The sequence below is a fragment of the Roseateles aquae genome (genome assembly GCF_032337115.1).
Lineage (GTDB): Bacteria > Pseudomonadota > Gammaproteobacteria > Burkholderiales > Burkholderiaceae_C > Roseateles_C > Roseateles_C aquae.
This window is the reverse complement of the sequence record NZ_JAVXZY010000013.1, coordinates 90,523-113,653: the sequence shown is the minus strand read 5'-3', so window position 1 is coordinate 113,653 and position 23,131 is coordinate 90,523. Positions and strand designations below refer to the sequence as shown.

Sequence of the window (23,131 nt, the reverse complement as noted above, 5' to 3'; positions counted from 1 at the left end):
GTGGCTGAGACAGTCAGCACGGCGGACTCCTACAATGGTCCGATGATTTCGCGCGAACCCACTCTTGCTCGCCTGGCCACGGCCCGTTCTCAACTGCTGGAACCCTTTGGTCTCAGCGAGGCCAGTCTGGCCAAGGCCTTGCGGCTGATCACCGAACACCGGGTCGACGATGCCGACCTCTACTTCCAGACCACCCGGGCCGAAGGCTGGAGCCTGGAAGAGGGCATCGTCAAGAGCGGCAGCTTCAGCATCGACCAGGGCGTCGGTGTTCGAGCGGTCGCCGGTGAGAAGACGGCGTTTGCCTACTCCGACGATATCTCCGAGGCGGCGCTGCTCGACGCCGCCCGCACCGTGCGCACCATCGCCGCGGCCGGCCAGAGCCGCCGCGTCAAGGTGCCTTCCGAGTCGACGGTGGCCGGCAGCCGCGCGCTCTATGGCGATGCCGACCCGATCGCCAGCCTGGACAGCACCGAAAAGGTGGCGCTGCTGGAACGCGCCGAGCGCATGGCCCGTGCCCGCGACCCGCGCATCGTCCAGGTGATGGCGGGCCTGGCCGCTGAACACGATGTGGTGCTGATTGCCCGTGCCGATGGCACGCTGGCCGCCGATGTGCGACCACTGGTGCGCCTGTCGATCACGGTGATTGCCGAGCAGAATGGCCGCCGCGAGATTGGCAGCGGCGGCGGCGGCGGCCGCTTCGGCCTGGCTTATTTCAGCGACGAGATGATCGCCAGCTATGTCGAGCAGGCCGTCAGCGCCGCGCTGACCAATCTCGATGCCCGGCCGGCGCCGGCCGGCGAGATGACTGTGGTGCTGGGCCCCGGCTGGCCCGGCGTGCTGCTGCACGAGGCGGTCGGTCACGGCCTGGAAGGCGACTTCAACCGCAAGGGCTCGTCGACCTTTGCCGGCCGCATCGGCCAGCGCGTGGCCGCCAAGGGCGTCACCGTGCTGGACGATGGCACGCTGCCGGATCGCCGCGGCTCGCTCAACGTCGACGATGAAGGCTGCGCCTCGCAGCGCAATGTGCTGATCGAGGACGGCATCCTGAAGGGCTATATCCAGGATGCGATGAATGCCCGGCTGATGAAGGTCGCGCCGACCGGCAATGGCCGCCGTGAGAGTTATGCCCATCTGCCGATGCCGCGGATGACCAACACCTATATGCTCGGCGGCGACAAGGACCCGCAGGAAATCATCGCCAGCATCAAGAAGGGCCTGTACGCGACCAACTTCGGTGGTGGCCAGGTGGATATCACATCGGGCAAGTTCGTCTTCTCGGCGAGCGAAGCCTTCTGGGTCGAGGACGGCAAGATCCAGTACCCGGTCAAGGGCGCGACCATCATCGGTAACGGCCCGGATGCGCTGACCCGCGTCAGCATGATCGGCAACGATATGCGCCTGGACACTGGGGTGGGCGTCTGTGGCAAGGAAGGCCAGAGCGTGCCGGTGGGCGTGGGCCAGCCGACGCTGCGCATCGACGGTCTGACCGTCGGCGGCACCGCCTGAGCGTTAGCGCTGCGGCATGCACTGACGCAGACTGACAACAGCGGGCCGCTTGACGGCCGCCGCGGGCCGCGTGCTACATTCGACCTCATGCATTCGCCGAAGTTTTACTTTGCTTTCTTTTGGTTCTCGCACCGCACCGGCGGAGGAGAGGCGAACGCTTAAGCAAAGCGCAGCGAATCTTCAAGAAACCGCCGGGTCCAGCACCCAGGCGGTTTTTTTTCGCCCGCGCGGCCCCCGCCCGCAACACGTCAAACGGAAAGAGTCACGCCCATGAATGCCAAACCCGTGCAGCACCAGGCCGAACGCTGGTACTCGCCGCAGGACAAGACCAGCCAGACCGATGACGAGCGCATCCGCGACATCACGCCGCTGCCGCCGCCGGAGCACCTGATCCGCTTCTTTCCGATTGGTGGCACACCGATGGAAAAGCTGGTTGTCGGCACACGCGAGAACATCCGCCGCATCATGCGTCGCAAGGATGACCGGCTCTTGGTCATCATCGGCCCCTGCTCGATCCACGATCCCGCTGCGGCGCTGGAATACGCGCGCCGCTTGAAGCTGGAGCGCGACAAGTACGCCGATACGCTGGAAATCGTCATGCGCGTCTACTTCGAGAAGCCACGCACGACGGTGGGCTGGAAGGGCCTGATCAACGATCCCTATCTGGACGAGAGCTACCGCATCGACGAGGGCCTGCGCATCGCCCGCCAGCTGCTGCTGGAGATCAACCGGCTGGGCATGCCGGCCGGCTCGGAGTTCCTCGATGTGATCTCGCCGCAGTACATCGGCGATCTGATCTCCTGGGGCGCCATCGGCGCGCGCACCACCGAAAGCCAGGTACATCGCGAGCTGGCCTCGGGACTGTCGGCGCCGATCGGCTTCAAGAACGGCACCGACGGCAATATCAAGATCGCCACCGATGCGATCCAGGCTGCCGCCCGGCCGCACCATTTCCTCTCGGTGCACAAAAATGGCCAGGTGGCCATCGTCGAGACCAAGGGCAACAAGGACTGCCATGTGATCCTGCGCGGCGGCAAGGCGCCGAACTACGACGCCGAGAGCGTGGCGGTCGCCGTCAAGGATCTGGCCGCGGCCAAGCTCGATGGCACGCTCATGGTCGATTGCTCGCATGCCAACAGCTCCAAGCAGCATCAGCGCCAGCTGGACGTGGCGCGCGATATCGCCGCGCAGCTCAAGGCCGGCAGCAAGAGCATCTTCGGCGTGATGGTCGAGAGCCATCTGCACGACGGCGCGCAGAAGTTCACCCCGGGCAAGGATGACCCGGCCAAGCTGGAATATGGCAAGAGCATCACCGATGCCTGCCTGGGCTGGGATGATTCGCTCGCCGTGCTGGATGTGCTCAGCGAGGCAGTGAGTGCGTCGCGGGGCAAGGCTGGCTGATCATCGAGCGCGCGGTCTTGCGCTGGCGCAGTGCGGCCCCGTAGGCAGCGCTGCCACAATAGGCCGTCCCGGCGTTCAGTCTCGCAAGGAGTTTGCATGCGCAGCGAAGTGAAGGTGGTGTTCGGTGCTGGCCAGCAGATCGATCTGTCGGTCGACGCCAGCGAGGTGCTGTCCTACGAGGCGGCGCGGCAGTGGCTGGATGAGCAGTTCGTCAAGCATGGCTGCGAGCCGATGCGCGGTTCGGGCAAGGTCTTGATCGCCGACAAGATCCTCGCCGTGGCCGCCGCCCTGGGCCCGCAGGCGCTTTCCGATGCCGCACTGGGCCTGGACTATGCGCGCGCCACCAGCGGGGCGTTGAGCAAGGCGCTGATCAAGGTCGATGTCGAGCGCCTGGCCGTGTCGTACTGAGCCGAGCGCTTTCAGCTCGGCAGCTGCGGCACCGGCAGCTGCCAGCCGTAGTGCAGCGAGAGCAGGCGCAGGGTCGCCACGCTGACCATGCCCAGCACAAAGGCGGTGTTGCGCGCCAGCCCGGCACGCATCAGCAGCTGGTAGAGCGCAATGCCGGCCAGCGCGGCAGTGGCGTAGATGTCCTGACGCAAGAGCAGCGGCACCTGGCCGCTGAGCAGGTCGCGCACGACGCCGCCGCCGGTGGCGGTCAGCGTGCCCATCAGCAGCACCGGCACCGGAGGCAGCTCGCAGTCCTCGGCGATCTCGGCGCCGCACAGCGCAAACAGTGCCAGGCCCAAAGCATCGGCGATCTTCAGCGCCTGCAGCGCGCTTGGCGATAGCGGGCCGCTGAGCAGGGTGGCCAGTGCGGCCAGCACGATGACGGCCAGATAACGCCCGTCCTTCATCCAGAACAGCGGGTGGCGGTTCAGCAGCAGGTCGCGCAGCGTGCCGCCGCCAATCGCGGTGATGGCGGCCAGCACCAAGAGGCCGAACAGGTCCAGCCCAGCGCGCATGGCGGCCAGGGCACCCGAGACGGCGAACACGCCGACCCCCATCAGATCGAACCAGTACAGCATCGCTGCAGTGTAGTCAGCGGCGGGGCGACAATCGCGGCCTCTTGAAACGCTGATCCGCAGCCCCATATGGGCAGCCGCAGGGCGGCGCGAACCGTCGCCCACCTCTCCATTCATTGAAGCCGGACAACACACAAGCCATGGAAAAGCAAACCCATTCCTTCCAGGCCGAGGTCAAGCAGATCCTGCACCTGGTCACCCATTCGCTCTATTCGAACAAGGAAATTTTCCTGCGCGAGCTGGTCTCCAATGCCTCTGACGCCTGCGACAAGCTGCGCTTCGAGGCGCTGGACAATGCCGCGCTGTTCGAAGACACGCCGAATCTGGAAGTGCGCGTCAGCTTCGACGCCGACGCCCGCACGGTGACCATCAGCGACAACGGCATCGGCATGAGCGCTGATGAGGCGATTGCACATCTGGGCACCATTGCCAAGAGCGGCACGCGCGAGTTCATGGCCAAGCTGGAGGGTGACCAGAAGAAAGACGCCAATCTGATCGGCCAGTTCGGTGTCGGCTTTTACTCCGGTTTCATCGTCGCCGACCGCATCACCGTCGAGACCCGCCGCGCCGGGCTGAAGGCCGAGGAGGGCGTGCGCTGGAGCTCCGAGGGCACCGGCGACTACGAGGTCGAGACCATCACCAAGCCCGGCCGCGGCACCGATGTGATCCTGCACCTGCGTGAGGGCGAAGAGGAGTTCCTGAAGACCTGGCGCCTGAAGTCGGTGATCAGCAAGTACTCCGACCACATCTCCCTGCCCATCCTGATGCGCAAGGAAGAATGGGACGCCGAAAAGAGCGAGCAGGTGCTCAAGGACGAGTGGGAGTCAGTCAATAAGGCGTCGGCGCTGTGGGCCCGCAGCAAGAGCGAGGTCTCGCAGGAAGAGTACGACAACTTCTACAAGCAGATCAGCTACGACACCGAGGCGCCGCTGGCGCACACGCATAACCGCGTGGAGGGTCGCAGCGAATACACCCAGCTGCTCTACATCCCGGCCAAGGCGCCGTTCGATCTGTGGAACCGCGACAAGCGCGGCGGTGTCAAGCTCTATGTGAAGCGCGTCTTCATCATGGACGACGCCGAGGCGCTGATGCCGGTGTACCTGCGCTTCGTCAAGGGCGTGATCGACTCGGCTGACCTGCCGCTGAACGTCAGCCGCGAGCTGCTGCAGGAAAGCCGCGATGTGAAGGCGATCCGCGAGGGCTCGACCAAGCGCGTGCTGTCCATGCTGGAAGCACTGGCCGATAGCGAGGACGCCGCTGAGCGCGCCAAGTACGCGTCTTTCTGGAAGGATTTCGGCGCGGTGCTGAAGGAAGGCATCGGCGAAGACCACCAGAACCAGGAGCGCCTGGCCAAGCTGCTGCGCTTCGCCTCGACCCATGCCGACGAGGGCGTGTCCTTTGCCGACTATGTGTCGCGGATGAAGGAAGGCCAGGAAGCGATCTACTACATCACCGCCGACACGCTGGCCGCCGCCAAGAACAGCCCGCAGCTGGAGATCTTCCGCAAGAAGGGCATCGAGGTGCTGCTGCTGACCGACCGCGTCGACGAGTGGATGCTCTCGCACCTGTTCGAGTTCGAAGGCAAGTCGCTGCAGTCGGTGGCCAAGGGCGCCGTCGATCTGGGCAAGCTGCAGGACGAGGAAGAGAAGAAGAAGGCCGAGGAAGCGGCCGAGAGCTTCAAGCCGGTGCTGGAGCGGCTCAAGGCCTCGCTGAAAGACCGCGCCAAGGACGTGCGCGTGACCACCCGCCTGGTCGATTCACCGGCCTGCATCGTCGTCGAGGAAGGCGATATGAGCGGCCATCTGGCCCGCCTGCTGAAGCAGGCCGGTCAGGCCGCGCCGGCTTCGCTGCCGACGCTGGAGATCAACGCCGAGCACGCGCTGGTCAAGAAGCTGGAACGTGCCGAGCGCTTCGATGACCTGGCCCATGTGCTGTTCGATCAAGCCGTGTTGGCCGAGGGCGGCCACCTGGATGATCCGGCGGCCTATGTGCGCCGCATCAATGCGATGCTGCTGGTCTGACGCTCCAAGGCCTCAGCCGGCCACCCAGCCCGCGCGCCACAACGGCCCGCGGGCTTTTTGTTGCCGGCCGGTTCCCTGCTGTCAGCGAAAGCCCTTGTCGAATTCGAAGGGCTCGTCATCATCGTCGGCAAAGCGCGGCGCCGCTTCATCCTCGGCCGGTTCCATTGCTTCCAGCTGTTCGCGCAGCTTGGCGACCTGGTCGTTCCAGTAGTTGGGCGTGCCAAACCAGGGAAAGGCCAGCGGAAAGGCCGGATCGCTCCAGCGCTTGGCCAGCCAGGCGCTGTGGTGAATCATCCGCAGCGTGCGCAGCGGCTCGATCAGGCTGAGCTCACGGCGATCGAACTCCGCCACCATCTCATAACCTTCGAGCACGCTGGCCAGTTGCTGGCGCGCACTCTGGGCGTCGCCGGACAGCAGCATCCACAGGTCCTGCACGGCGGGGCCGGTGACGGCGTCATCGAGATCGACGAAATGCGGCCCGCGGTCGGGCGTCCACAGGATGTTGCCGGGATGGCAGTCGCCATGCAGGCGCAGCAGCTGCAGCCCGGCAATGGCATCAAAGGCCTGTTGGATGCGGGCCAGGCAGCGCTGCACCACATCGTCCCAAGCGGGCTGGATATCGGGCGGCACGGCGCCTTGTTCGATCAACCAATCGCGGGCCAGCCGGCCCGGTTCGGCGCCAACCCAACGTAGCCGGTGCTTGAAGGGCTGCTGGCGCCCGACGGCATGCAGGCGACCCAGCAGCCGGCCTATCCAGCACAGCACCTCGGGATCTTCCAACTCCGGCGCGCGGCCGCCTTGGCGCGGCGTGACGGCAAAGCGCTGGCCCTGGTAGTGTGCCAGCGTCGCGGGTTCGCCGCTGAGCAGCAGATCGGCACGCTGTGACTGCAGCGGCCAGGGCGCGGCCACCGGCACTTCCGCAGCCGCCAGTTGCTGGGCAAAGCGATGCTCTTCCAGGATCTGTGCATCGCTCCAGCGCCCGGGGCGGTAGAACTTGGCGACGGCAATGCGGCCATCTTCCAGATGCAGCTGCAGCACCCGGTTTTCGTAGGAGTTCAGCTGCAGCATGCGGCCATCGCCGTAGAGGCCGGCGCCATCAAGCGCGTCGAGCATGAACTCTGGCGTCAGCGCGGCAAAGCTCTTGTTTTGCGCATCCTGGGCGGCGCGCTGTGAGTGGCCGTTGGGTGTCAGACGGTGAGACTGATTGGAGTCCATGGATGGGGCGGCCCCGGAAGGTCGGCCAAAAAAAGCAAACGGCGCCGACCGGAACGGTGGGCGCCGTGGGCGAACTGCCAGCGACTTTAGCGCATGCCGTAGCGCGGTGTGTCGACGACGACGCCGACGATATCGTTCGAGGCCTCGTCGGGGTATTGCGAATCCAGTCCCATGGGCTCAGAGAAGGCGCCGCGCGACAAGGGGCGGCTGGCGTGCAGCGCCTCGGCGCCATCGCGCTGCAGGCTGCGGCCGGTGGCGGAGTCGTAGCGGCTGTCTGGTGCGAAGAAGGAGTCGCCGAACATGGCCGAGTCCTGCCACAGGCCGTTGCGCCGCGGTGCCGAAGCGTTGCCATGGCGTGATTGCTGGACCTGAGGCGCTGGCGCCGGCAGCGGGCCGCGCGCACTGCTGCTGAAGGGCACCAGCAGCTGCAATTCGGCCGGGCTGGGCAGGTTGTCGATCGGGCAGCGCAGATAGCGCACCCGGCAGGCGCCCAGCACGGCCTGCTTGATCTGCAGGCTGCGGCCGGACACGCTGCGTTCACTGTCCAGATCAACGGCAGCCAGCACGCGGCCATTCGGGCTGCAGATGGCGAAGGTGACGTTGATGCTGCCCAGCAATTCGAACCAGTAGCGCACTTCCTTGGCCTCGGTGGGCTGGCAGAAGCGCACCAGGGGCAGCTTGGACAGGATCACATGATGCGGCAGCGCCTCCTTGAGCAAACGATGCACGCGGCGCTCATCGGTGCTGAACACCGGGCGGGCCGTCAGCGACCACTCGGTCGGCAGCTGCTTGCTGTTCGTGCCAGAGCGCTTGAACGCCCACAGCAATGTCAGCACCAGCAGGCCTGCACAGGCCAGCAGCGCAATGATCCATGGAACGGTAGTTTGCATGTCCCTCGAGATCTCGATGAGTGCTGCGCTTTGTTGACTTCAAGCGCTTATGTAAAGAATGTAACTGAAGATTGCAAGATGTCACCCCGGGCCTACCCCTGCAAGCCGGGGAGGCCGTGCGCAGACCGCGCACAAGTGTCACTGCTTCGCGGCCTTGCCGGCATCCTGATATTGCGCCTTCACCTCGGCAACGCCATCGATGAAATCACCTAGCACCCGGACATGGCGCTTGAACTGGAAGTCCAGCTCGGCCAGATGGCGCTCCAGCGCTTCGCCGACGTGGGAGGACACCGAATCCGGCGGCAGGCGCAGCCAGGCCTCTGATTCGCTGCCATCACGCTCGACCGTGGCGCCGGCATTGCGGGCGATGCGCAGCATGGGCGCGTTCTCGCTCAGCGCGTGAATGAACATGGTCTCGATGCCGCGGTTACGGGCGTGCAACGCCGCGTGCTCGAACATCCGGGCGCCATAGCCACGGCCGCGGGCAGCCGCCAGTACCGACACGCCAAACTCGGCCATGGCCGGCTTGCCTTGGCGTTGAGGCGCGGGCTCGTAGGCCAGATGGGCCATGGCGACCAGCTTGAGCCGACGGTTGAAGATGCCAAAGACCTCATCGCGGGCGAAGTCCAGCGACATCGCATAGCGCTTGATCTGCTCGTCTGACGCTGGGTAGCCGAATCGCAGATAGCGATCGGCGTCGGTCAAGGCCAGCAGATGCTCTGTGATGCGATGGCGATGGCGGCGCGAGAGCGAGCGTATCGGCACCCAGGAGGCCCAGCGCTGCAGGGCGCCACGAGGTAGCCAGCCGCTGCGGCGACTGTCTTGCTCGGCGGCATCTACCAAGGAGCTGCTGCGTTCAGGCGGGTTCATGGAGGCCAAGGGTTTATCGCGCCCGGCGGGCGTGACCGTAGAAACCCTGATATTAACCGTGATGTCTGAACGAACGACTCCCGCATCTGTAGGGAGTCGGCTCCAGCCGCACACGGCGCTCGCGTTCAACCCGGCTCGGCCGGCTGTGCATTTGGTGATTCTCACCAAGGCTGATACACTAGCGGGCTTTCCTGTACTTTGGCTGCGGGAAAGAAGTCTTTTTGCACTTGGAGAAGTGAGAGGCTGCAACGCTGGCAAGGCCGTCAGGTCTGACAGGGATACAAGCAGCACCGAACACCAGGCAGAGGGCATTTTTCAGCCATTCGACTTATCCGCCCAGGCGCATGCCGACGGCGGATGACAAGAGAGAAACTCATGAAGACCTTCAGCGCCAAGCCGGCAGAAGTGACGCACGAGTGGTTTGTGATTGACGCCACCGACAAGGTGCTCGGACGTGTTGCCAGCGAAGTGGCACTCCGTTTGCGCGGCAAGCACAAGGCCATTTACACGCCTCACGTGGACACCGGCGATTTCATCGTCATCATCAACGCGGACAAGCTGCGTGTGACCGGCAACAAGGCCAATGACAAGGTGTACTACCGTCATTCCGGCTTCCCCGGTGGCATCTACGCGACCAAGTTCAAGGACATGCAAGCCAAGCATCCGGGCCGCGCCCTGGAGAAGGCTGTCAAGGGCATGCTGCCCAAGGGTCCGCTGGGCTACGCGATGGTGAAGAAGCTGAAGGTTTACGCAGGTGGCAGCCACCCGCACGCCGCTCAGCAGCCCAAGGTTCTGGACATCTAAGGAACGGCCATGATCGGAAACTGGAACTACGGTACCGGCCGTCGCAAGTCGTCGGTCGCACGTGTCTTCATCAAGAAGGGCACGGGCCAAATCATCATCAATGGCAAGGCCATCGTTGATTATTTCGGCCGTCAAACCTCGATCATGATCGCCAAGCAGCCCCTGCTGCTGACGAACAATGGCGAAGCCTTTGACATCAAGGTCAACGTCCACGGTGGTGGTGAGTCGGGTCAAGCCGGTGCTGTGCGCCACGGCATCACCCGCGCTCTGATCGACTACGACGCAGCCCTGAAGCCCGAACTGAGCCGCGCCGGCTTCGTCACGCGTGATGCGCGTGAAGTCGAGCGTAAGAAGGTCGGTCTGCACGGTGCACGTCGCCGGAAGCAGTTCAGCAAGCGCTGATCTCCTTTCAGTCTGGCTTGTTCGCTCAAGCCAGGCTCGCAACAAGGCCGCTTCACGCGGCCTTGTTTCATTTCTGCCCTGGCTTATCGCCTGCGCGGCGCTGGCAAAGCCCGCCGCCGAACAAGGGCAAGCCACCGGCTCATGAATACCCGAGCGCCGGACTGGGCGATAATCCAGGCAATTACTTAGCTTCAGGAACCAAGAGCATGAGCGCAGTTCTCGAATCCACCGTGGCTGGCCCCAGCGACATCCCGGCCCCGCTGATCTTCACCGACAGCGCAGCGGAAAAGGTGCGCGACCTGGTGGCCGAGGAAGGCAATCCCGATCTGAAGCTGCGCGTCTTCGTGCAGGGCGGCGGCTGCTCCGGCTTCCAGTACGGCTTCACCTTTGACGAGGTCGTCAACGAAGACGACACGGCGATGAACAAGAACGGCGTCACGCTGCTGATCGACGCGATGAGCCTGCAGTACCTGATGGGCGCCGAGATTGACTACAAGGAAGACCTGCAGGGTGCGCAGTTCGTGATCAAGAATCCGAACGCCACCACCACCTGCGGCTGCGGCTCGAGCTTCTCGGTCTGAGCGTCGCGCCACTGAGCCTTTGAGCCAAGCCACCTGCGGGTGGCTTTTTCGTGCCCGCCGAATGCTTGTGGCTGAATCAGGCCGGGTAGAGGGCGCCCAGCAGCCTGGTCCCGGCCGCGCCGGTGACGGCGGGCAGATTGCCCGGCAGCCGCCGGATGAAGCGCTCGGCCAGCCAGGCAAAGGCCGCCGCTTCGACCTGCATCGGGGGCAGCCCCCTGAGCCCGCTGGACATCAGCTGCATGCCGGGCAGCAAGGCCTGCAAGGCGTCCAGGAGCGCGCCGTTGAAGGCGCCGCCGCCGCAAACCAGCAGCTCGCCGTGGCTCCAGCCCTGCTGCTGCAGGCTGCCGGCAATGCCATGGGCCGTCAGCGCCAGCAGCGTGGCCTGCACATCGACGGCGGAAGCCGCGGCATGCCTCTCCAGGCGCGCCTGCAGCCAGGCCGGGTTGAAGAGGTCGCGCCCGGTGCTGCGCGGCGGGGCCTGGCTGAAGAAGGGTTCGCCCAGCAGCGTTTGCAGCAGCTCAGGCAAGACCTGACCCTGACGTGCCCAAGCGCCGTCGGCGTCGAACTGATGGCCAAGATGGCGCTGCACCCAGTGGTCCATCAGGCAGTTGCCCGGGCCGCAGTCAAAGCCGCTGACCGACTCGCCCAGCAGGCTCACATTGCTGATGCCACCGATATTGAGCACGGCCACGGCGCGCTCCGGCTGGGCGAACACGGCCTGGTGAAAGGCAGGCACCAGCGGTGCCCCCTGGCCGCCGGCAGCGACATCGCGGCTGCGCAGATCGCACACCACATCGATACAGCTGAGTTCGGCCAGCAGCGCGCCATTGAGCAGCTGGCAGGTGAATCCGATGCCATCGCCGCTGCCGGGCTGGTGGCGAACGGTCTGGCCGTGGGCGCCGATGGCGCGGATATCGGCCTGCGGCGCCTCGGCACGCAGCCGCTCAATCAGTGCGGCGTAGCTGCGTGCCAGCGCATTGCCGGCCAGCGCAGCGCGGCGCAACTCGTCTGCGCCGCTGCTGTTGAGGGCCAAGAGTTCTGCGCGCAGTTCGGCGGGGAAGGGCTGGTGCTGATGGGCGATGACCTCGATGCCGCCAGCCTCTGGGAAGCGGGCGATCACACCATCCACCCCGTCCAGCGAGGTGCCGGACATCAGGCCGATGAAATGCTCAGCTGCTGGCATGGATGCTGGGCCCGGCGGGCCTGCGGGATTCAGTCGTTGCCGCTGACGCCGCTGCCCATGGCCTCGGCGGCGGACAGCTGCGCCTTGACGCTGGCCACCGTCTGCGAGAACTGGCCGCGTGCATAGTTCGGCAGCGGCACCGCTTCGGAGGCCTTGGCGATGGCGCGCGGATCCTGGTGCTGGCCGCGGACGCGGAATTCGAAATGCAGATGCGGGCCGGTGGCCCAGCCGGTGGCGCCAACAGCACCAATCTTCTGGCCCTGTTCGACGCGCTGGCCCTTCTTCACATCGATGCGGCTCAGGTGGGCGTAGACGGTGGTGCGGTCGCCGGCATGACGCAGATGGACGACGTTGCCGAAGCCGTTTTGCCAACCGGCGCTCTCGACTACGCCATCGCCAACGCTGCGCACCGCGGTGCCGGTCGGGGCGCCGTAATCGATGCCCAGATGCTGGCGCCAGGTCTGCAGAATCGGATGGAAGCGCATGGCGAAACCGGAGGTCACGCGCGAAAACTCCATCGGGCTGGCCAGGAAGGCGCGGCGCTTGCTCTGGCCGTCAAAGCCATAGAAGCTGCCCTTGCCGCTGGCGGTGTCCTTGAACCAGACGGCGCTGTAGCTGCGGCCGTTGTTGACGAACTCGCCAGCGATCAGGCGGCCCGCGGCGCCATCCCAGCTGATCGGCTCGCCGTCGGCGCTGAGGCTTTCGTAGACGATGGAGAAGCGATCGCCCTTGCGCAGTTCGCGATGAAAGTCGATATCGCCCGAGAACATATCGGCCATCTGCGAGGCGATGCTGTCGGGGATGCGGGCGTCGTCGGTGGCGGCGAACAAGGAGGTGCGAATCGTGCCGCTGCCCAGGCGCACCTGGGCTTGCAGCGGCGCGGTCTCCAGTTTGGCGCTGAAGCCGCTGCCTTGGCGCGACAGCGTCAGACGGCTGAAATGGGTGGATTGCTGCTCGGCCTTTTCGGCCGGGAAGCGCACGACCATGCTCTCGACCACGCCTTCGGCATTGGCCGTTAGCTGCACCATCTTGCCGGCGCGGCCTTGGAGCACCCGCTTGGCCGTGGTGTCGCTGCGCAGGAACTGGGCGAAGGCCGGGTCGAAGGCGCCGAGGCGCTTGAGCAGGCTGTCGGCGGTGTCGCTGCTGCGGGTCAGGTCGCTGCGGATCAGGCCGATGTCGTGAGCGGCCAGTTCAGCCAGCTGGGCCTGCAGATCCAGCGTCTGCGGCGCCTCAGCGATGGTGCGCTGGGGCAGGTCGACCGCATCAGGCGCCAGCGGCGCGATACCAAAGGCGGTCACGGCAAAGCCGCTCAGCGCCGTCACCACCGTGCCGGTCAGCGCGCGCGGATGGCGAGCTGCAAAGGCTTCGGCTCGCGCCAGAGCCAATTTCAGTTCGGAAGTCCAGGCAATCACGCTCTAACAGGGCTCGTTTCGGTGTCTGACGACGCAGACCTTGTTGTTTTACGGTTCAGCAAACAGCGCTGACGGGCGGGGCGGAAGCGGCAATCACGAGCCGTCCTCTAGAATCTGTCGTTTTTACGCCCAAGACCCCTGTTGGGGCGCTGGACGAGAAAAACTGCCGCGAGTATACCCAGGCGATCGCTGCGTCAACGCCTAGGAAACCCGGCTCCTCCCGGCTTTACCTTCGCCCTGCGCACGCCTTTCGCACCGTCCATGTCCGAATCTCGAACTCCCCCCCAAAAAACAGAGTCTGCCGAGTCGGCGGCGCCGATCTCCGATGCCGTTCGCGAGGCGCTGGCGATTTCGCTGCGCGGTTGCGAGGAACTGCTGCCGCAGGCCGACTGGCTGAAGAAGCTGCAGAAGTCCGAGGCCAGCGGCGTGCCGCTGCGCATCAAGCTGGGCCTGGACCCGACCGCGCCGGACATCCATATCGGCCACACGGTGGTGCTGAACAAGATGCGGCAGTTGCAGAACCTGGGTCACCAGGTGATCTTCCTGATCGGCGACTTCACCTCGATGATTGGCGACCCCTCGGGCCGCAACAACACCCGGCCACCGCTGACCAAGGAACAGATCAAGGCCAATGCCGAGACCTATTACAGGCAGGCCAGCCTGGTGCTGGACCCGGCGCGCACCGAGATTCGCTACAACAGCGAATGGAGCGAACCGCTGGGCGCCAGCGGCATGATCCAGCTGGCCGCCAAGTACACGGTGGCGCGGATGATGGAGCGCGATGACTTCGCCAAGCGCTTCGCCAGCCAGACGCCGATCTCGGTGCACGAGTTCCTCTACCCGCTGATGCAGGGCTATGACTCGGTGGCGCTGAAGGCTGATCTGGAATTGGGCGGTACCGACCAGAAGTTCAACCTGCTGATGGGGCGCCATCTGCAGGCCGAATATGGCCAGGAACCTCAGTGCATCCTGACCATGCCGCTGCTGGAAGGCCTGGACGGCGTGGACAAGATGTCCAAGTCCAAGAACAACTACATCGGCATCACCGAGCAGGCCAACACCATGTTTGCCAAGGTCTTGTCGATCAGCGATGAGCTGATGTGGAAGTGGTTCAATCTGCTGTCCTTCAAGAGCCTGGACGAGATCGCCGCCTTGAAGCGCGAGGTTGAGGGCGGGCGCAATCCCAAGGACGCCAAGGTGATGCTGGCCAAGGAGATCACCGCGCGCTTCCACAGCGCGGCGGCGGCCGACGCGGCCGAGGCCGACTTCAACAACCGCGCCAAGGGCGGCATCCCGGACGACATCCCCGAGATCACGCTCAGCGGCGCGCCGCTGATGGTCGGCAAGCTCTTGCTGGGTGCCGGCCTGGTGGCCTCCGGTGGCGAGGCCACGCGGATGATCGAGCAGGGCGGCGTCAAGATCGACGGCGCCACCATCAGCGACAAGGGCCTGAAGCTGGAGGCCGGCAGCTATGTTGCCCAGGTCGGCAAGCGCAAGTTCGCGCGGGTGACGCTGAGTTGAGGCGTCAGCCTTGGCAGGCTCAAGCGCCGAGCCAATAAAAACGGGAAGCCGCGCGGCTTCCCGTTTCGCTTTCAGCCGGCCGGCTTACTGCTTGATGGGCCGCAGATAGACCCCCGGCTTTGGCGTCTGCAGTGGCTTGTCGGCCATGGCCTTTCTCAGGTGGGCAATCGCTGCATCAAGCTGGGCGTCGCCGCCGAGGAAGGTGGCGCGGGGCGGGTTGTCGACCTCGATATCGGGCGTGACGCCGACGCCTTCGATCAGGAAGCGGCCATCCGGCGCGATCTGGCCGCTTTCGGCGGCGCGCATGATGCCGTTGTCGAGCAGGCGGTTCAGATCGGACAGCCAGACGCCGGCACCCGAGGTGCGCTTGCCAATCGTCGGTCCCAGGCCCAGGCGCTTGAAGCCTTCGGAGAAGGTCTCGCCATCGGAATAGGTTTCCTCATTGGTCAGCACCACCAGCTGGCCGCGGAAGGCATGCTGCATATTCGGGTAGACCGCGGCGCCGGCGGGCGAACGGTCTTGCCAGAACATCCAGGCGCGGCGCAGCAGCTTCTCGAGGATCCAGCTGTCGATGCTGCCGCCGTTGTTGAAGCGCACATCGATGATCAGGCCCTCGCGATCGGTCTGGGCGTAGAACTCGCGGGCGAAATCGGCGATGTCCTCCGGGCCCATGGCGCGCAGGTGCAGATAGCCGAAGCGGCCTTGTGAAGCGGCATCGACGGCGCGTGCACGCGAGTAGCGCCAGTCGGCATAACGCAGTTGTTGCTCGCGCCGTGCCGGCACCGGCGTGACGATGCGCTGGCGTTCCCTGCCATCGGCGCCGCGCAGCTGCAGCAGCGCCTGCTTGCCGGCCTGACCGCGCAGCAGCTCGGACACATGGGCCACCTCGCTGGCCTTGCGGCCGTTGATGGCAACGATGGTGTCGCCTTCCTTGATGTCCAGGCCGGCGGCGTCCAGCGGCGCGCGTTCAGAGGGCAGTTCGGCGTCGCCGCGGTGGATGCGATCGATGCGCAGGCCGGCGCTGCTGCGGCTCAGCTGGGCACCGAGGCCGGCCAGCGCGGGCTCGTCGGGCGCCTTGCGCAGATCGGGGCTGCCTACCTGGCTGTGCAAGAGGCTCAGCTCGCCCACCATCTGCGCCATCAGCTCGGCCAGCTCGGCACGGTCGGTGACGCGCTCGACCAGCGGCGCGTACTTGGTGCGCATGGCGGTCCAGTCGACGCCGTGCATGTCCTTGTCGTAGAAATAGTCGCGGTGCATGCGCCAGCCATCGGCAAACATCTGGCGCCATTCGGCCTTGGGGTCGGTGGCGATCTGCCAGTCGCTCCAGCGCACCTGGCTCTTGGCCAGCTCGCCAGGCAGTTTGGGCGCGGCATCGACGATGAGCACCTCGGCCGCTGCGCCCATGCCGGCGTCGCGCACCAGCATCAGCTTTTTGCCATCGGCACTGAGCGCAAATTCACGCACATTGGCCGACACCGTCTCGGGCGCGCCGCCGCTGTTGTCGACGGCCAGCGTCTTCAGCTCATGCTTGCCGTGGTGGTTGCCGGCCGCCTGGTCGAAGAACCAGAGCCGCTTGCCATCGGTGCGCAGATCGCTGTAATTGCCCGCTGCTACCGGCAGCTCGAACAGCCGCTCGGCGAGGCCGTCCCAGACGATGGCTGGCGAGGCCGCCTTGGCCTCCTTCTTGTCATCTTTCTTGTCGCCAGCCTTATCGCCAGCTTTTTCGTCCTTCTTGTCCTCTTTCTTCTCGTCCTTCTTGGCTTCGGCCTCCAGCTCATCCTTGGTCGCGAACGGCGAGCGCAGGCCCGGCTGCAGCGCCAGCGCATAGAGCTTGGTGCGGCGGTCGAAGAAGGGCCCCATGACGCGGTCGCCCCAGGGGCTGGATTCGCCGCTGACGGCGAAGTGGCGGCGCGACAGGAAGTAGAGCCACTGCCCGTCGGCCGAGAAGGCCGGCGAGTCGCTGCTGTAGCGGGCGCTGGTGATCACCTGGCTCTTGCCGTCACTGACCTGGTAGAGCGTGATCTGGCTGCGATCGACATTCTTCAGCGCCTGCACCAGGGCCAGTGTGCGGCCATCGGGCGACCAGACCAGCTGCAGGTTTTCATTGCTCAGCGGATTGCGCAGGATCTCGCGCGTGGCTGGGCCGCCGGCGGCCTTCAGATCGGTCAGGTAGTGGGCGCCATGCTTGTCGCTGTGGGCCAGGTAGCGGCCGTCGGGCGAGACGCTCAGATTCATGCGCAGGCTGTTGCCGCCGCGGGTGATCTGCTCGGGCGCCGACAGGCCGTTGGCGGCAAAGCGCCAGATTTCCAGTTCGCCGCTGAAATCGCAGAAGGCAAAGACCTGCTTGCTGTCGGCGCTGAACTCGGCCTGGCGGCAGCGGCCATCGGCCGGCTGTGGCAGCTCGGCGCGGCGCAGCGTGCCGACGCCTTGGGTGGCCAGATGGCCGCGGCTGCTCAGCACGACGCGCTCGCCGTTGGGGGCGAAGGCCTGGTGGCTGAGGAAGTCCTGCGGCTTCTGGATCCAGCGGCTACGCTGCTGATCGAAGTCGCCGCCGAGTTGGACGGCAATCGGCGCGGCCGCGGCCGGCGCGTTCAGATTGAGGCTGTACAGATCGGCGCCTAGCGCGTAGACGACGCGGCTGCCGTCGATCGAGGCATGGCGGATGTCCCAGCCCTTGTGCTGGCTGTGCTGGCGCAGATCCTGGCCGGCGGCATTGACCGACCACAGATTGACGGTGCCGTCGCGGTCGGACAGGAAGGCGATGCGGGCGCCGTCGGCGCCCTGGTAGGGCATGGGGCGGCGGTCGTTGGCGCCTTCGGCAATGAAGGGCCGGGCCTCGGCCTTGCCGGCCAGATCAATGGCCCACAGCCGGGCGATGGCGCCGCCGCGGTACTGGCGGGCGTTGTCGCCGCGCAAGCCATTGCGCGTGAAGTACAGCGTCTTGCCATCGGCGCTCAGCGCACCGTCGCTGGCCTGGCCGACTGGCAAGGTGCGGCGCTGCAGCGTCTTGGTGTCGACCGCGTAGAGCTGGGTGATCGGTTGGCCGCTTTCGGCCATCGCGGTGTAGAGCACCTCGCCCTGTGCCGTGAAGCCCCAGACGCGCACATCGCCGCCTTCCCAGCTGAGCCGCTTGGGCACGCCGCCGGCCACCGGCATCAGATAGGCATCACCGGCGCTGTCGTACTGGGCGACAAAGGCCAGCCACTGGCCGTCGGGCGATACCGCGGGGCTGGTTTCCTGCCCGGCATGGGTGCTGAGCCGCTCCGCGCGGCCGCCGGCCAGCGGGGCGCGCCAGAGATCGCCCTCGGCGACCAGATAGACCTGATCGCCATGCAGCGCCGGCTGGCGGTAGAAGCCCTGCTGCCCGCCCGCGGCGGCCAGGGCAGTGCTGGACGGAGCCAGGGCGGCCAGGCCCAGCGAACAGGCCAGGGCAAGCGTCGTCAGGCGACGTTGATAGATGGGGCGGGACATGCGAGGTCTCCTGCGGCGGTGCCGCGCGTTTTTTTGGACGCCGGATTGTCTACGCCGCAGGCGATCTATCGATTGGTAACACCCCCAGCCACATGACCGGCCGGCACATGGACGGCGGCGCTGGCGATATGGCCGGCCTGATCGTCGAAGAAGAAGTCGGGCTCGAATTCACGCAGGAACTCGCCCTTGGCCAGGCCGCCGAGAAACATCGCCTCGTCGACCTCGATCTGCCAGTCCATCAGTGTGCGGATGGCGCGCTCGTGCGCCGGCGCGCTGCGTGCGGTGACCAACGCCGTGCGCACCCGCATCTGCTCGCCCGGCGAGCGCTGCAACTGCTGCAGCGCCTGCAGCATGGGCTTGAAGGGGCCGGCCGGCAGTGGTGTCAGCACCCGGGCGGTTTCATGGGCCTGGAAGGCGTCCAGGCCCTCGCGTTGGAAGACCTGCTCGGCCTCGTCGGAGAACAGCACGGCGTCGCCATCAAAGGCGATGCGCAGCTCATGCGGATGCTCGGCCGAGGCGTGGGCGCTGAGCGGGAAGACCCGCGCCGCCGCCACGCCGGCATTCAGCGCGGCGCGCACGTCGTCCTCGTTGGCGGAGAGGAAGAGCTGGGCGTTCAAGGGGCGTAGATAACGCCAGGGTTGCGCACCCCGGGTGAAGACGCCGCGCTGGATGGCAAGGCCATAGTGCTGGGCCGAACGAAATACCCGCATGCCCGAGATCGGATCGTTGCGCGACAGCACCACGACCTCGACCCGCGGCGCGCCGCCGCTGTTGAAGGCCAGCAGCTTTTGCACCAAGGAGAAGGCGACGCCGGGCTTGGCCGGCACGTCCAGGCGCTCACGCTGCAGCGCCATATAGGCATGGTCGTCACGCGCTTCGAAGAGTTCGTTTTCGGCTTCGAAATCGAACAGCGCGCGCGAGGAGATGGCAATGACCAGTTGGCCGTCGAGAGTGGCAGGCATGCGGCCGATGATAGCGGCCGCATGCGGGGCCTCAGACCGGGTTCAGTGCCAGGTTCAGTGCCACGTTCAGTGCGTGAAGCCGATCGGCTGGCGTCGCGCGTTGGGCGCGGGCAGGTCCTCGCAAAGCAGGGTGGCGCGGCCGGCCAGCTTGGCGTTGCCGAAGGCCGTCATCCAGGCGCGGCGCATCTCGCGTGGCGCCAGCTCGGCCATGCGCTCCAGCACCGCCTCGCTGGGCGCTTCGTCAAAGCGTTTGCCCCAGTCGTGCTGCTCGCGGATGCCGGCGTAGAGGCGCTGCGCGATGCGCCGTGCGGCGTCGAGATCGGGCGCTTCGATTTCATAGACATTGACGCGGTTCAGGATGGGATCGGGAATGCCGCGCGCGTCGTTGGCCGTCGCCACCCAGATCAGCTGGCTGGCATCGACCGGCACTTCGGCGAACTCGTCGATAAAGGCGCCAGCGGTGTCGTGCTCCAGCAGGCTGTAGAGCGAGCCCAGCGGGTCGTAGGCGGCCTCGCCGCCGGCCTTGTCGATCTCGTCGACCACCATCACCGGATTGGCATAGTCGCCATCGATCAGCGCTTCAAAGACCTTGCCCGGCCGTGCACCTTTCCATTGGCTGGAGGCGCCGGAGAGCACCCAGCCGGCGGTCAGCGAACTCATCGAGATGAAGCCCATGCCGGTGCCCAGCAGCAGGGCCAGCTGGCGGGCGAAATGGGTCTTGCCGATGCCCGGCGGGCCCAGCAGCAGCAGCGGGGTGATTTCCAGCGCGTCGCCACTGTCCTGGCAGAGGGCGATCTGGCGCCGCACATCGTCCAGCACCTCGTGGAAATTGGGCAGCTCGTCGTAGAGCGCGTCCATCACCGGCAGGCCGGAGGGCTTGACCTGGAAGCGCTGCGGCCCCTTGTCCAACATGCGCCGGTAGGTGCTGCGCAAGGGCTCGTGTTCCTGACCACTGAGTTTGCCGAGTTTTTGCTCGACCTCGGTGACGCTGAAGACGCTGCGCATCTTGGCAATCGGGATGCGCGGCGACAGGCAGGCAATGGCGTGCTGACTCATGACGGCTCCTGGCGGTGTCGTGGACGGCGACACCTGGCCTCATTCAAGCAAAAAGCAGCCGGCTCGGAATTCGGGAGTTGCCCGGTTTTCGTCGATTAGTTACGGATTACGCCGAACGCTTATTTGACGATGCTGTTCAGCTGGATGATGGGCAGCAGCACCGAGAGCACGATCAGCATCACCATCACCCCCATGGCGACGATGAGCAGGGGCTCCAGCAGCGTGGCCGCCGTCATGGCACGGCGCTGCACCTCGTTGCCGAGCTGCTTGGCGGCGCGCTCCAGCATCTGCGGCAGCTGGCCGGTCTGCTCGCCCAGGCGCGCAAACATGGCCAGGATGCCCGGGAAGCGCTTCTTGCCGGCCAGCGCCGAGCCCAGCGGCGCGCCTTCGCGCACTTGAACCAACGCGTCCAGCGCATCGGTGCGCATGGCCGTGTTGGAGAGCGTCTCGGCGGCCGCCTGCAAGGCCTTCAGAATCGGCACACCAGCACCGGCCAGCATGGCCAGCGTGCTGGCAAAGCGGGCTGCGTTGTAGCCGCGGGCGAGCCGCCCGAAGATCGGCAGCTGTAGCCAGCCGGCGTCAAAACTCATCCTGAAGGCCGGATTGCGCAGCGCGTAGCGCAGGCCGCCAACGCACGCGCCCACGGCCAGCAGCATGGCCCAGCCCCAGTTGCGCACCAGGCCCGAGAGGCTGAGCATGAACACGGTCAGGCCGGGCAGCGCCCGCTTGGTGGTGACGAAGGCGGTGGCCACCTGCGGCACTACATAGCTGACCAGAAAGATCACGATCACCACGGCGATCAGCGAGACGATGGCTGGATAGGCCATGGCGCCAACCAGCTTGGCGCGCAGGGTCTGGCGCTCTTCCAGATCGTCGGCCAGGCGTTCCAGCACCAAGCCCAGCGCGCCGCTCTGCTCGCCGGCCGCCACAACGGCGCGGTAGACATCGTCGTACTCGCGCGGCGCCGTGGCCAGGGCGCGGGCAAAACTGGCGCCGGCATTGACCTCGGCCTTCAGCTGTGCGACCAGCTCGCGCTGGCGCGCGTCTTCGCATTCATCGGCGAGCGCCGTCAGCGCCCGTTCGACCGGCAGGCCAGAGGCGACCAGGCCCGCCAGCTGGCGGGTCCAGACGGCCAGGGCCGTGGCGCTGAAAACGCGCCGGACGAACAAGCCGCCTGAGGCTTCGGCGCCATGCTGCTGCACCGCCGCCACGGACAGCGGCACCAGGCCTTGCGCGCGCAGCGCAGCGCGTGCGGCACGCGGGTTGTCGGCCTCGACCAGGCCGCTGCTGGCGCGGCCGGCCGGGTTGAGGGCTTCGTACTTGAATGCGGGCATGGCTCAGCGCGGGCGTGGCGGTGTCAGGCGGGCGAGGCTCATTCGCGGGTGACGCGAATGACTTCTTCGGCCGAGGTGATGCCAAGCGTCACCAGGCGCTCGCCATCCTCGCGCATCGAGCGCAGGCCGCCGGCGCGGGCGGCCTCGTAGAGCTCGGCCTCGGCGGCACGGTTGTGTATCAGATGGCGCACCTTGTCGTCGGCGACCATCAGCTCATAGACGCCGGTGCGGCCCTTGTAGCCGCTGTGGCTGCATTCGGGGCAACCGACCGGGTGGTAGCGCACGACGCCATCGGCAGACGGCGGCGATTCCGGCTTCTTGCACGCCGGGCAGAGCTTGCGCACCAGGCGCTGGGCCAGCACGCCGAGCAGGCTGGAGCTGAGCAGGAAGGGCTCGACGCCCATATCGGTCAGCCGGGTGACCGCGCTGGGCGCATCATTGGTGTGCAGCGTGGCCAGCACCAAGTGGCCGGTAAGCGAGGCCTGGATGGCGATCTGCGCGGTTTCGAAATCGCGGATTTCGCCGATCATGATGACGTCCGGGTCCTGGCGCAGGATGGCGCGCAAGGCCTTGGCGAAGGTCAGGTCGATCTTGGCATTGACCTGGGTCTGGCCGATGCCAGGCAGCTCGTATTCGATCGGGTCTTCCACCGTCAGCACATTGGTGGTGCTGGTGTCCACCGTCTGCAGCGAGGCGTAGAGCGTGGTCGTCTTGCCGGAGCCGGTCGGGCCGGTGACCAGCACGATGCCGTGCGGCTGCTGCACCTGACGCTTGAAGGCGCTCAGCACATCACCGTCCATGCCCAGGCCTTCCAGCGTGAACTTGGACTCGGTCTTGTCCAAGAGGCGCAGCACGGCGCGTTCGCCATGGGCCGAGGGCAGCGTGGAGACGCGCACATCGATGGCGCGGCCGCCGATGCGCAGCGAGATGCGGCCGTCCTGCGGCAGGCGCTTCTCGGCGATGTCCAGCTCGGCCATGATCTTCAGCCGCGAGATCAGTGCCGCATGCAGGCCGCGGTTGGGCTGCACGACTTCGCGCAGCGTGCCGTCGACCCGGAAGCGCACCGAGCTGGCACGCTCGTAGGGCTCGATGTGGATGTCGCTGGCGCCATCCTTGGCGGCCTGCGTCAGCAGCGCATTGAGCATGCGGATGATGGGCGCGTCGTTGGCCGCTTCGAGCAGATCTTCCACCGCGGGCAGGTCCTGCATCATGCGGCTCAGATCGACGGCGCTCTCGACCTCACCAACGACGGTGGCGGCGCTCGATTCGCTGCCGGCATAGGCGCTGTTGATGCGCTCGGCAAGCAGCTCGGCGGCCTGGGCTTCGAAGCGGTCGACCTGGTAGAGCCGCTGCACTTCGGACAGCGTCGACAGATCGACCTCGGGCGAGGCCCACAGCACCAGCTGCTGGCCGTTGTCCTCCAGCAGCACCGTGTTGGCGCGGGCGAAGGCGTAGGGCAGGGGGTGACGGCTGGCCATGG

19 protein-coding genes are annotated in these 23,131 nt (G+C 66.2%); 8 read left to right on the top strand and 11 right to left on the bottom strand.

Annotated elements, in window-relative coordinates:
- The first annotated feature begins 42 nt into the window (after positions 1–42).
- The 3 genes from tldD (at position 43) to RQP53_RS23120 (ending at position 3,315) form a co-directional block, all read left to right on the top strand.
- Complete coding sequence (gene tldD / locus RQP53_RS23130) at positions 43–1,506, top strand: metalloprotease TldD (RefSeq protein WP_315653085.1); 1,464 nt, start codon at positions 43–45, stop codon at positions 1,504–1,506.
- Between the two features lie 270 nt (positions 1,507–1,776).
- On the top strand, positions 1,777–2,907 hold the full coding sequence (locus RQP53_RS23125; protein ID WP_315653084.1) for a 3-deoxy-7-phosphoheptulonate synthase: 1,131 nt from the start codon (positions 1,777–1,779) through the stop codon (positions 2,905–2,907).
- Between the two features lie 96 nt (positions 2,908–3,003).
- The gene (locus RQP53_RS23120) at positions 3,004–3,315 is read left to right on the top strand and encodes a hypothetical protein (RefSeq protein WP_315653083.1); all 312 of its coding nucleotides are present in this window, start codon (positions 3,004–3,006) and stop codon (positions 3,313–3,315) included.
- 11 nt (positions 3,316–3,326) lie between these two features.
- On the opposite strand, the gene RQP53_RS23115 is transcribed toward RQP53_RS23120, so the two are convergent.
- On the bottom strand, positions 3,327–3,932 hold the full coding sequence (locus RQP53_RS23115; protein ID WP_315653082.1) for a trimeric intracellular cation channel family protein: 606 nt from the start codon (positions 3,930–3,932) through the stop codon (positions 3,327–3,329).
- A 137-nt stretch (positions 3,933–4,069) separates the two neighbouring features.
- On the opposite strand from RQP53_RS23115, the gene htpG reads away from it, so the two are divergent.
- Positions 4,070–5,950 (top strand): molecular chaperone HtpG, encoded by a 1,881-nt coding sequence (gene htpG, locus RQP53_RS23110; protein WP_315653081.1) that lies wholly within the window; start codon positions 4,070–4,072, stop codon positions 5,948–5,950.
- Positions 5,951–6,031: 81 nt separating this feature from the next.
- On the opposite strand, the gene RQP53_RS23105 is transcribed toward htpG, so the two are convergent.
- From RQP53_RS23105 to RQP53_RS23095, 3 genes are all read right to left on the bottom strand, one after another.
- Positions 6,032–7,165, bottom strand: coding sequence for a serine/threonine protein kinase (locus RQP53_RS23105; RefSeq protein ID WP_315653080.1), 1,134 nt, complete (start codon positions 7,163–7,165; stop codon positions 6,032–6,034).
- Positions 7,166–7,251: 86 nt separating this feature from the next.
- Positions 7,252–8,055, bottom strand: a complete 804-nt coding sequence (locus RQP53_RS23100; protein ID WP_315653079.1) for a DUF2726 domain-containing protein — start codon at positions 8,053–8,055, stop codon at positions 7,252–7,254.
- Positions 8,056–8,193: 138 nt separating this feature from the next.
- Positions 8,194–8,925 carry a GNAT family N-acetyltransferase gene (locus RQP53_RS23095; protein WP_315653078.1) on the bottom strand — a complete coding sequence of 244 codons (732 nt, stop codon included), beginning with the start codon at positions 8,923–8,925 and terminating at the stop codon, positions 8,194–8,196.
- Positions 8,926–9,300: 375 nt separating this feature from the next.
- Between RQP53_RS23095 and rplM the strand changes: the two genes are divergently transcribed.
- The 3 genes from rplM to erpA all read left to right on the top strand — a co-directional run bounded on the left by rplM (position 9,301) and on the right by erpA (position 10,712).
- A complete protein-coding gene (gene rplM / locus RQP53_RS23090; protein ID WP_315653077.1) occupies positions 9,301–9,729 on the top strand; it encodes a 50S ribosomal protein L13 in 429 nt (142 codons plus the stop codon).
- A gap of 9 nt (positions 9,730–9,738) precedes the next feature.
- Complete coding sequence (gene rpsI / locus RQP53_RS23085; RefSeq protein WP_285230859.1) at positions 9,739–10,131, top strand: 30S ribosomal protein S9; 393 nt, start codon at positions 9,739–9,741, stop codon at positions 10,129–10,131.
- Positions 10,132–10,337: 206 nt separating this feature from the next.
- On the top strand, positions 10,338–10,712 hold the full coding sequence (gene erpA / locus RQP53_RS23080; protein ID WP_315653076.1) for an iron-sulfur cluster insertion protein ErpA: 375 nt from the start codon (positions 10,338–10,340) through the stop codon (positions 10,710–10,712).
- A gap of 76 nt (positions 10,713–10,788) precedes the next feature.
- Here the strand turns inward: erpA and RQP53_RS23075 are convergent, their stop codons facing one another.
- Both RQP53_RS23075 and RQP53_RS23070 read right to left on the bottom strand, forming a co-directional pair.
- On the bottom strand, positions 10,789–11,895 hold the full coding sequence (locus RQP53_RS23075; RefSeq protein WP_315653075.1) for an anhydro-N-acetylmuramic acid kinase: 1,107 nt from the start codon (positions 11,893–11,895) through the stop codon (positions 10,789–10,791).
- Positions 11,896–11,924: 29 nt separating this feature from the next.
- A complete protein-coding gene (locus RQP53_RS23070; RefSeq protein ID WP_315653074.1) occupies positions 11,925–13,307 on the bottom strand; it encodes a M23 family metallopeptidase in 1,383 nt (460 codons plus the stop codon).
- Positions 13,308–13,568: 261 nt separating this feature from the next.
- On the opposite strand from RQP53_RS23070, the gene tyrS reads away from it, so the two are divergent.
- A complete protein-coding gene (gene tyrS, locus RQP53_RS23065) occupies positions 13,569–14,828 on the top strand; it encodes a tyrosine--tRNA ligase (RefSeq protein ID WP_315653073.1) in 1,260 nt (419 codons plus the stop codon).
- 84 nt (positions 14,829–14,912) lie between these two features.
- On the opposite strand, the gene RQP53_RS23060 is transcribed toward tyrS, so the two are convergent.
- From RQP53_RS23060 to gspE, 5 genes are all read right to left on the bottom strand, one after another.
- Entirely contained in the window at positions 14,913–18,299 is a 3,387-nt protein-coding gene (locus RQP53_RS23060; protein WP_315653072.1) for a S41 family peptidase, read from the bottom strand.
- Between the two features lie 65 nt (positions 18,300–18,364).
- Entirely contained in the window at positions 18,365–19,261 is an 897-nt protein-coding gene (locus tag RQP53_RS23055; protein WP_315653071.1) for a 5'-nucleotidase, read from the bottom strand.
- Positions 19,262–19,327: 66 nt separating this feature from the next.
- Positions 19,328–20,317: an AAA family ATPase gene (locus tag RQP53_RS23050; protein WP_315653070.1), complete on the bottom strand. Its 990-nt coding sequence runs from the start codon at positions 20,315–20,317 to the stop codon at positions 19,328–19,330.
- A gap of 119 nt (positions 20,318–20,436) precedes the next feature.
- Positions 20,437–21,651 carry a type II secretion system inner membrane protein GspF gene (gspF, locus tag RQP53_RS23045; RefSeq protein WP_315653069.1) on the bottom strand — a complete coding sequence of 405 codons (1,215 nt, stop codon included), beginning with the start codon at positions 21,649–21,651 and terminating at the stop codon, positions 20,437–20,439.
- A 38-nt stretch (positions 21,652–21,689) separates the two neighbouring features.
- Positions 21,690–23,129 carry a type II secretion system ATPase GspE gene (gspE, locus tag RQP53_RS23040; protein ID WP_315653068.1) on the bottom strand — a complete coding sequence of 480 codons (1,440 nt, stop codon included), beginning with the start codon at positions 23,127–23,129 and terminating at the stop codon, positions 21,690–21,692.
- Positions 23,130–23,131 lie beyond the last annotated feature (2 nt).

Bases quoted from the DNA above. Each gene is read 5' to 3' on its own strand.
- tldD (WP_315653085.1), top strand. From the start codon at position 43: ATGATTTCGCGCGAACCCACTCTTGCTCGCCTGGCCACGGCCCGTTCT.
- RQP53_RS23125 (WP_315653084.1), top strand. From the start codon at position 1,777: ATGAATGCCAAACCCGTGCAGCACCAGGCCGAACGCTGGTACTCGCCG.
- RQP53_RS23120 (WP_315653083.1), top strand. From the start codon at position 3,004: ATGCGCAGCGAAGTGAAGGTGGTGTTCGGTGCTGGCCAGCAGATCGAT.
- RQP53_RS23115 (WP_315653082.1), bottom strand. From the start codon at position 3,932: ATGCTGTACTGGTTCGATCTGATGGGGGTCGGCGTGTTCGCCGTCTCG.
- htpG (WP_315653081.1), top strand. From the start codon at position 4,070: ATGGAAAAGCAAACCCATTCCTTCCAGGCCGAGGTCAAGCAGATCCTG.
- RQP53_RS23105 (WP_315653080.1), bottom strand. From the start codon at position 7,165: ATGGACTCCAATCAGTCTCACCGTCTGACACCCAACGGCCACTCACAG.
- RQP53_RS23100 (WP_315653079.1), bottom strand. From the start codon at position 8,055: ATGCAAACTACCGTTCCATGGATCATTGCGCTGCTGGCCTGTGCAGGC.
- RQP53_RS23095 (WP_315653078.1), bottom strand. From the start codon at position 8,925: ATGAACCCGCCTGAACGCAGCAGCTCCTTGGTAGATGCCGCCGAGCAA.
- rplM (WP_315653077.1), top strand. From the start codon at position 9,301: ATGAAGACCTTCAGCGCCAAGCCGGCAGAAGTGACGCACGAGTGGTTT.
- rpsI (WP_285230859.1), top strand. From the start codon at position 9,739: ATGATCGGAAACTGGAACTACGGTACCGGCCGTCGCAAGTCGTCGGTC.
- erpA (WP_315653076.1), top strand. From the start codon at position 10,338: ATGAGCGCAGTTCTCGAATCCACCGTGGCTGGCCCCAGCGACATCCCG.
- RQP53_RS23075 (WP_315653075.1), bottom strand. From the start codon at position 11,895: ATGCCAGCAGCTGAGCATTTCATCGGCCTGATGTCCGGCACCTCGCTG.
- tyrS (WP_315653073.1), top strand. From the start codon at position 13,569: ATGTCCGAATCTCGAACTCCCCCCCAAAAAACAGAGTCTGCCGAGTCG.
- RQP53_RS23060 (WP_315653072.1), bottom strand. From the start codon at position 18,299: ATGTCCCGCCCCATCTATCAACGTCGCCTGACGACGCTTGCCCTGGCC.
- RQP53_RS23055 (WP_315653071.1), bottom strand. From the start codon at position 19,261: ATGCCTGCCACTCTCGACGGCCAACTGGTCATTGCCATCTCCTCGCGC.
- RQP53_RS23050 (WP_315653070.1), bottom strand. From the start codon at position 20,317: ATGAGTCAGCACGCCATTGCCTGCCTGTCGCCGCGCATCCCGATTGCC.
- gspF (WP_315653069.1), bottom strand. From the start codon at position 21,651: ATGCCCGCATTCAAGTACGAAGCCCTCAACCCGGCCGGCCGCGCCAGC.
- gspE (WP_315653068.1), bottom strand. From the start codon at position 23,129: ATGGCCAGCCGTCACCCCCTGCCCTACGCCTTCGCCCGCGCCAACACG.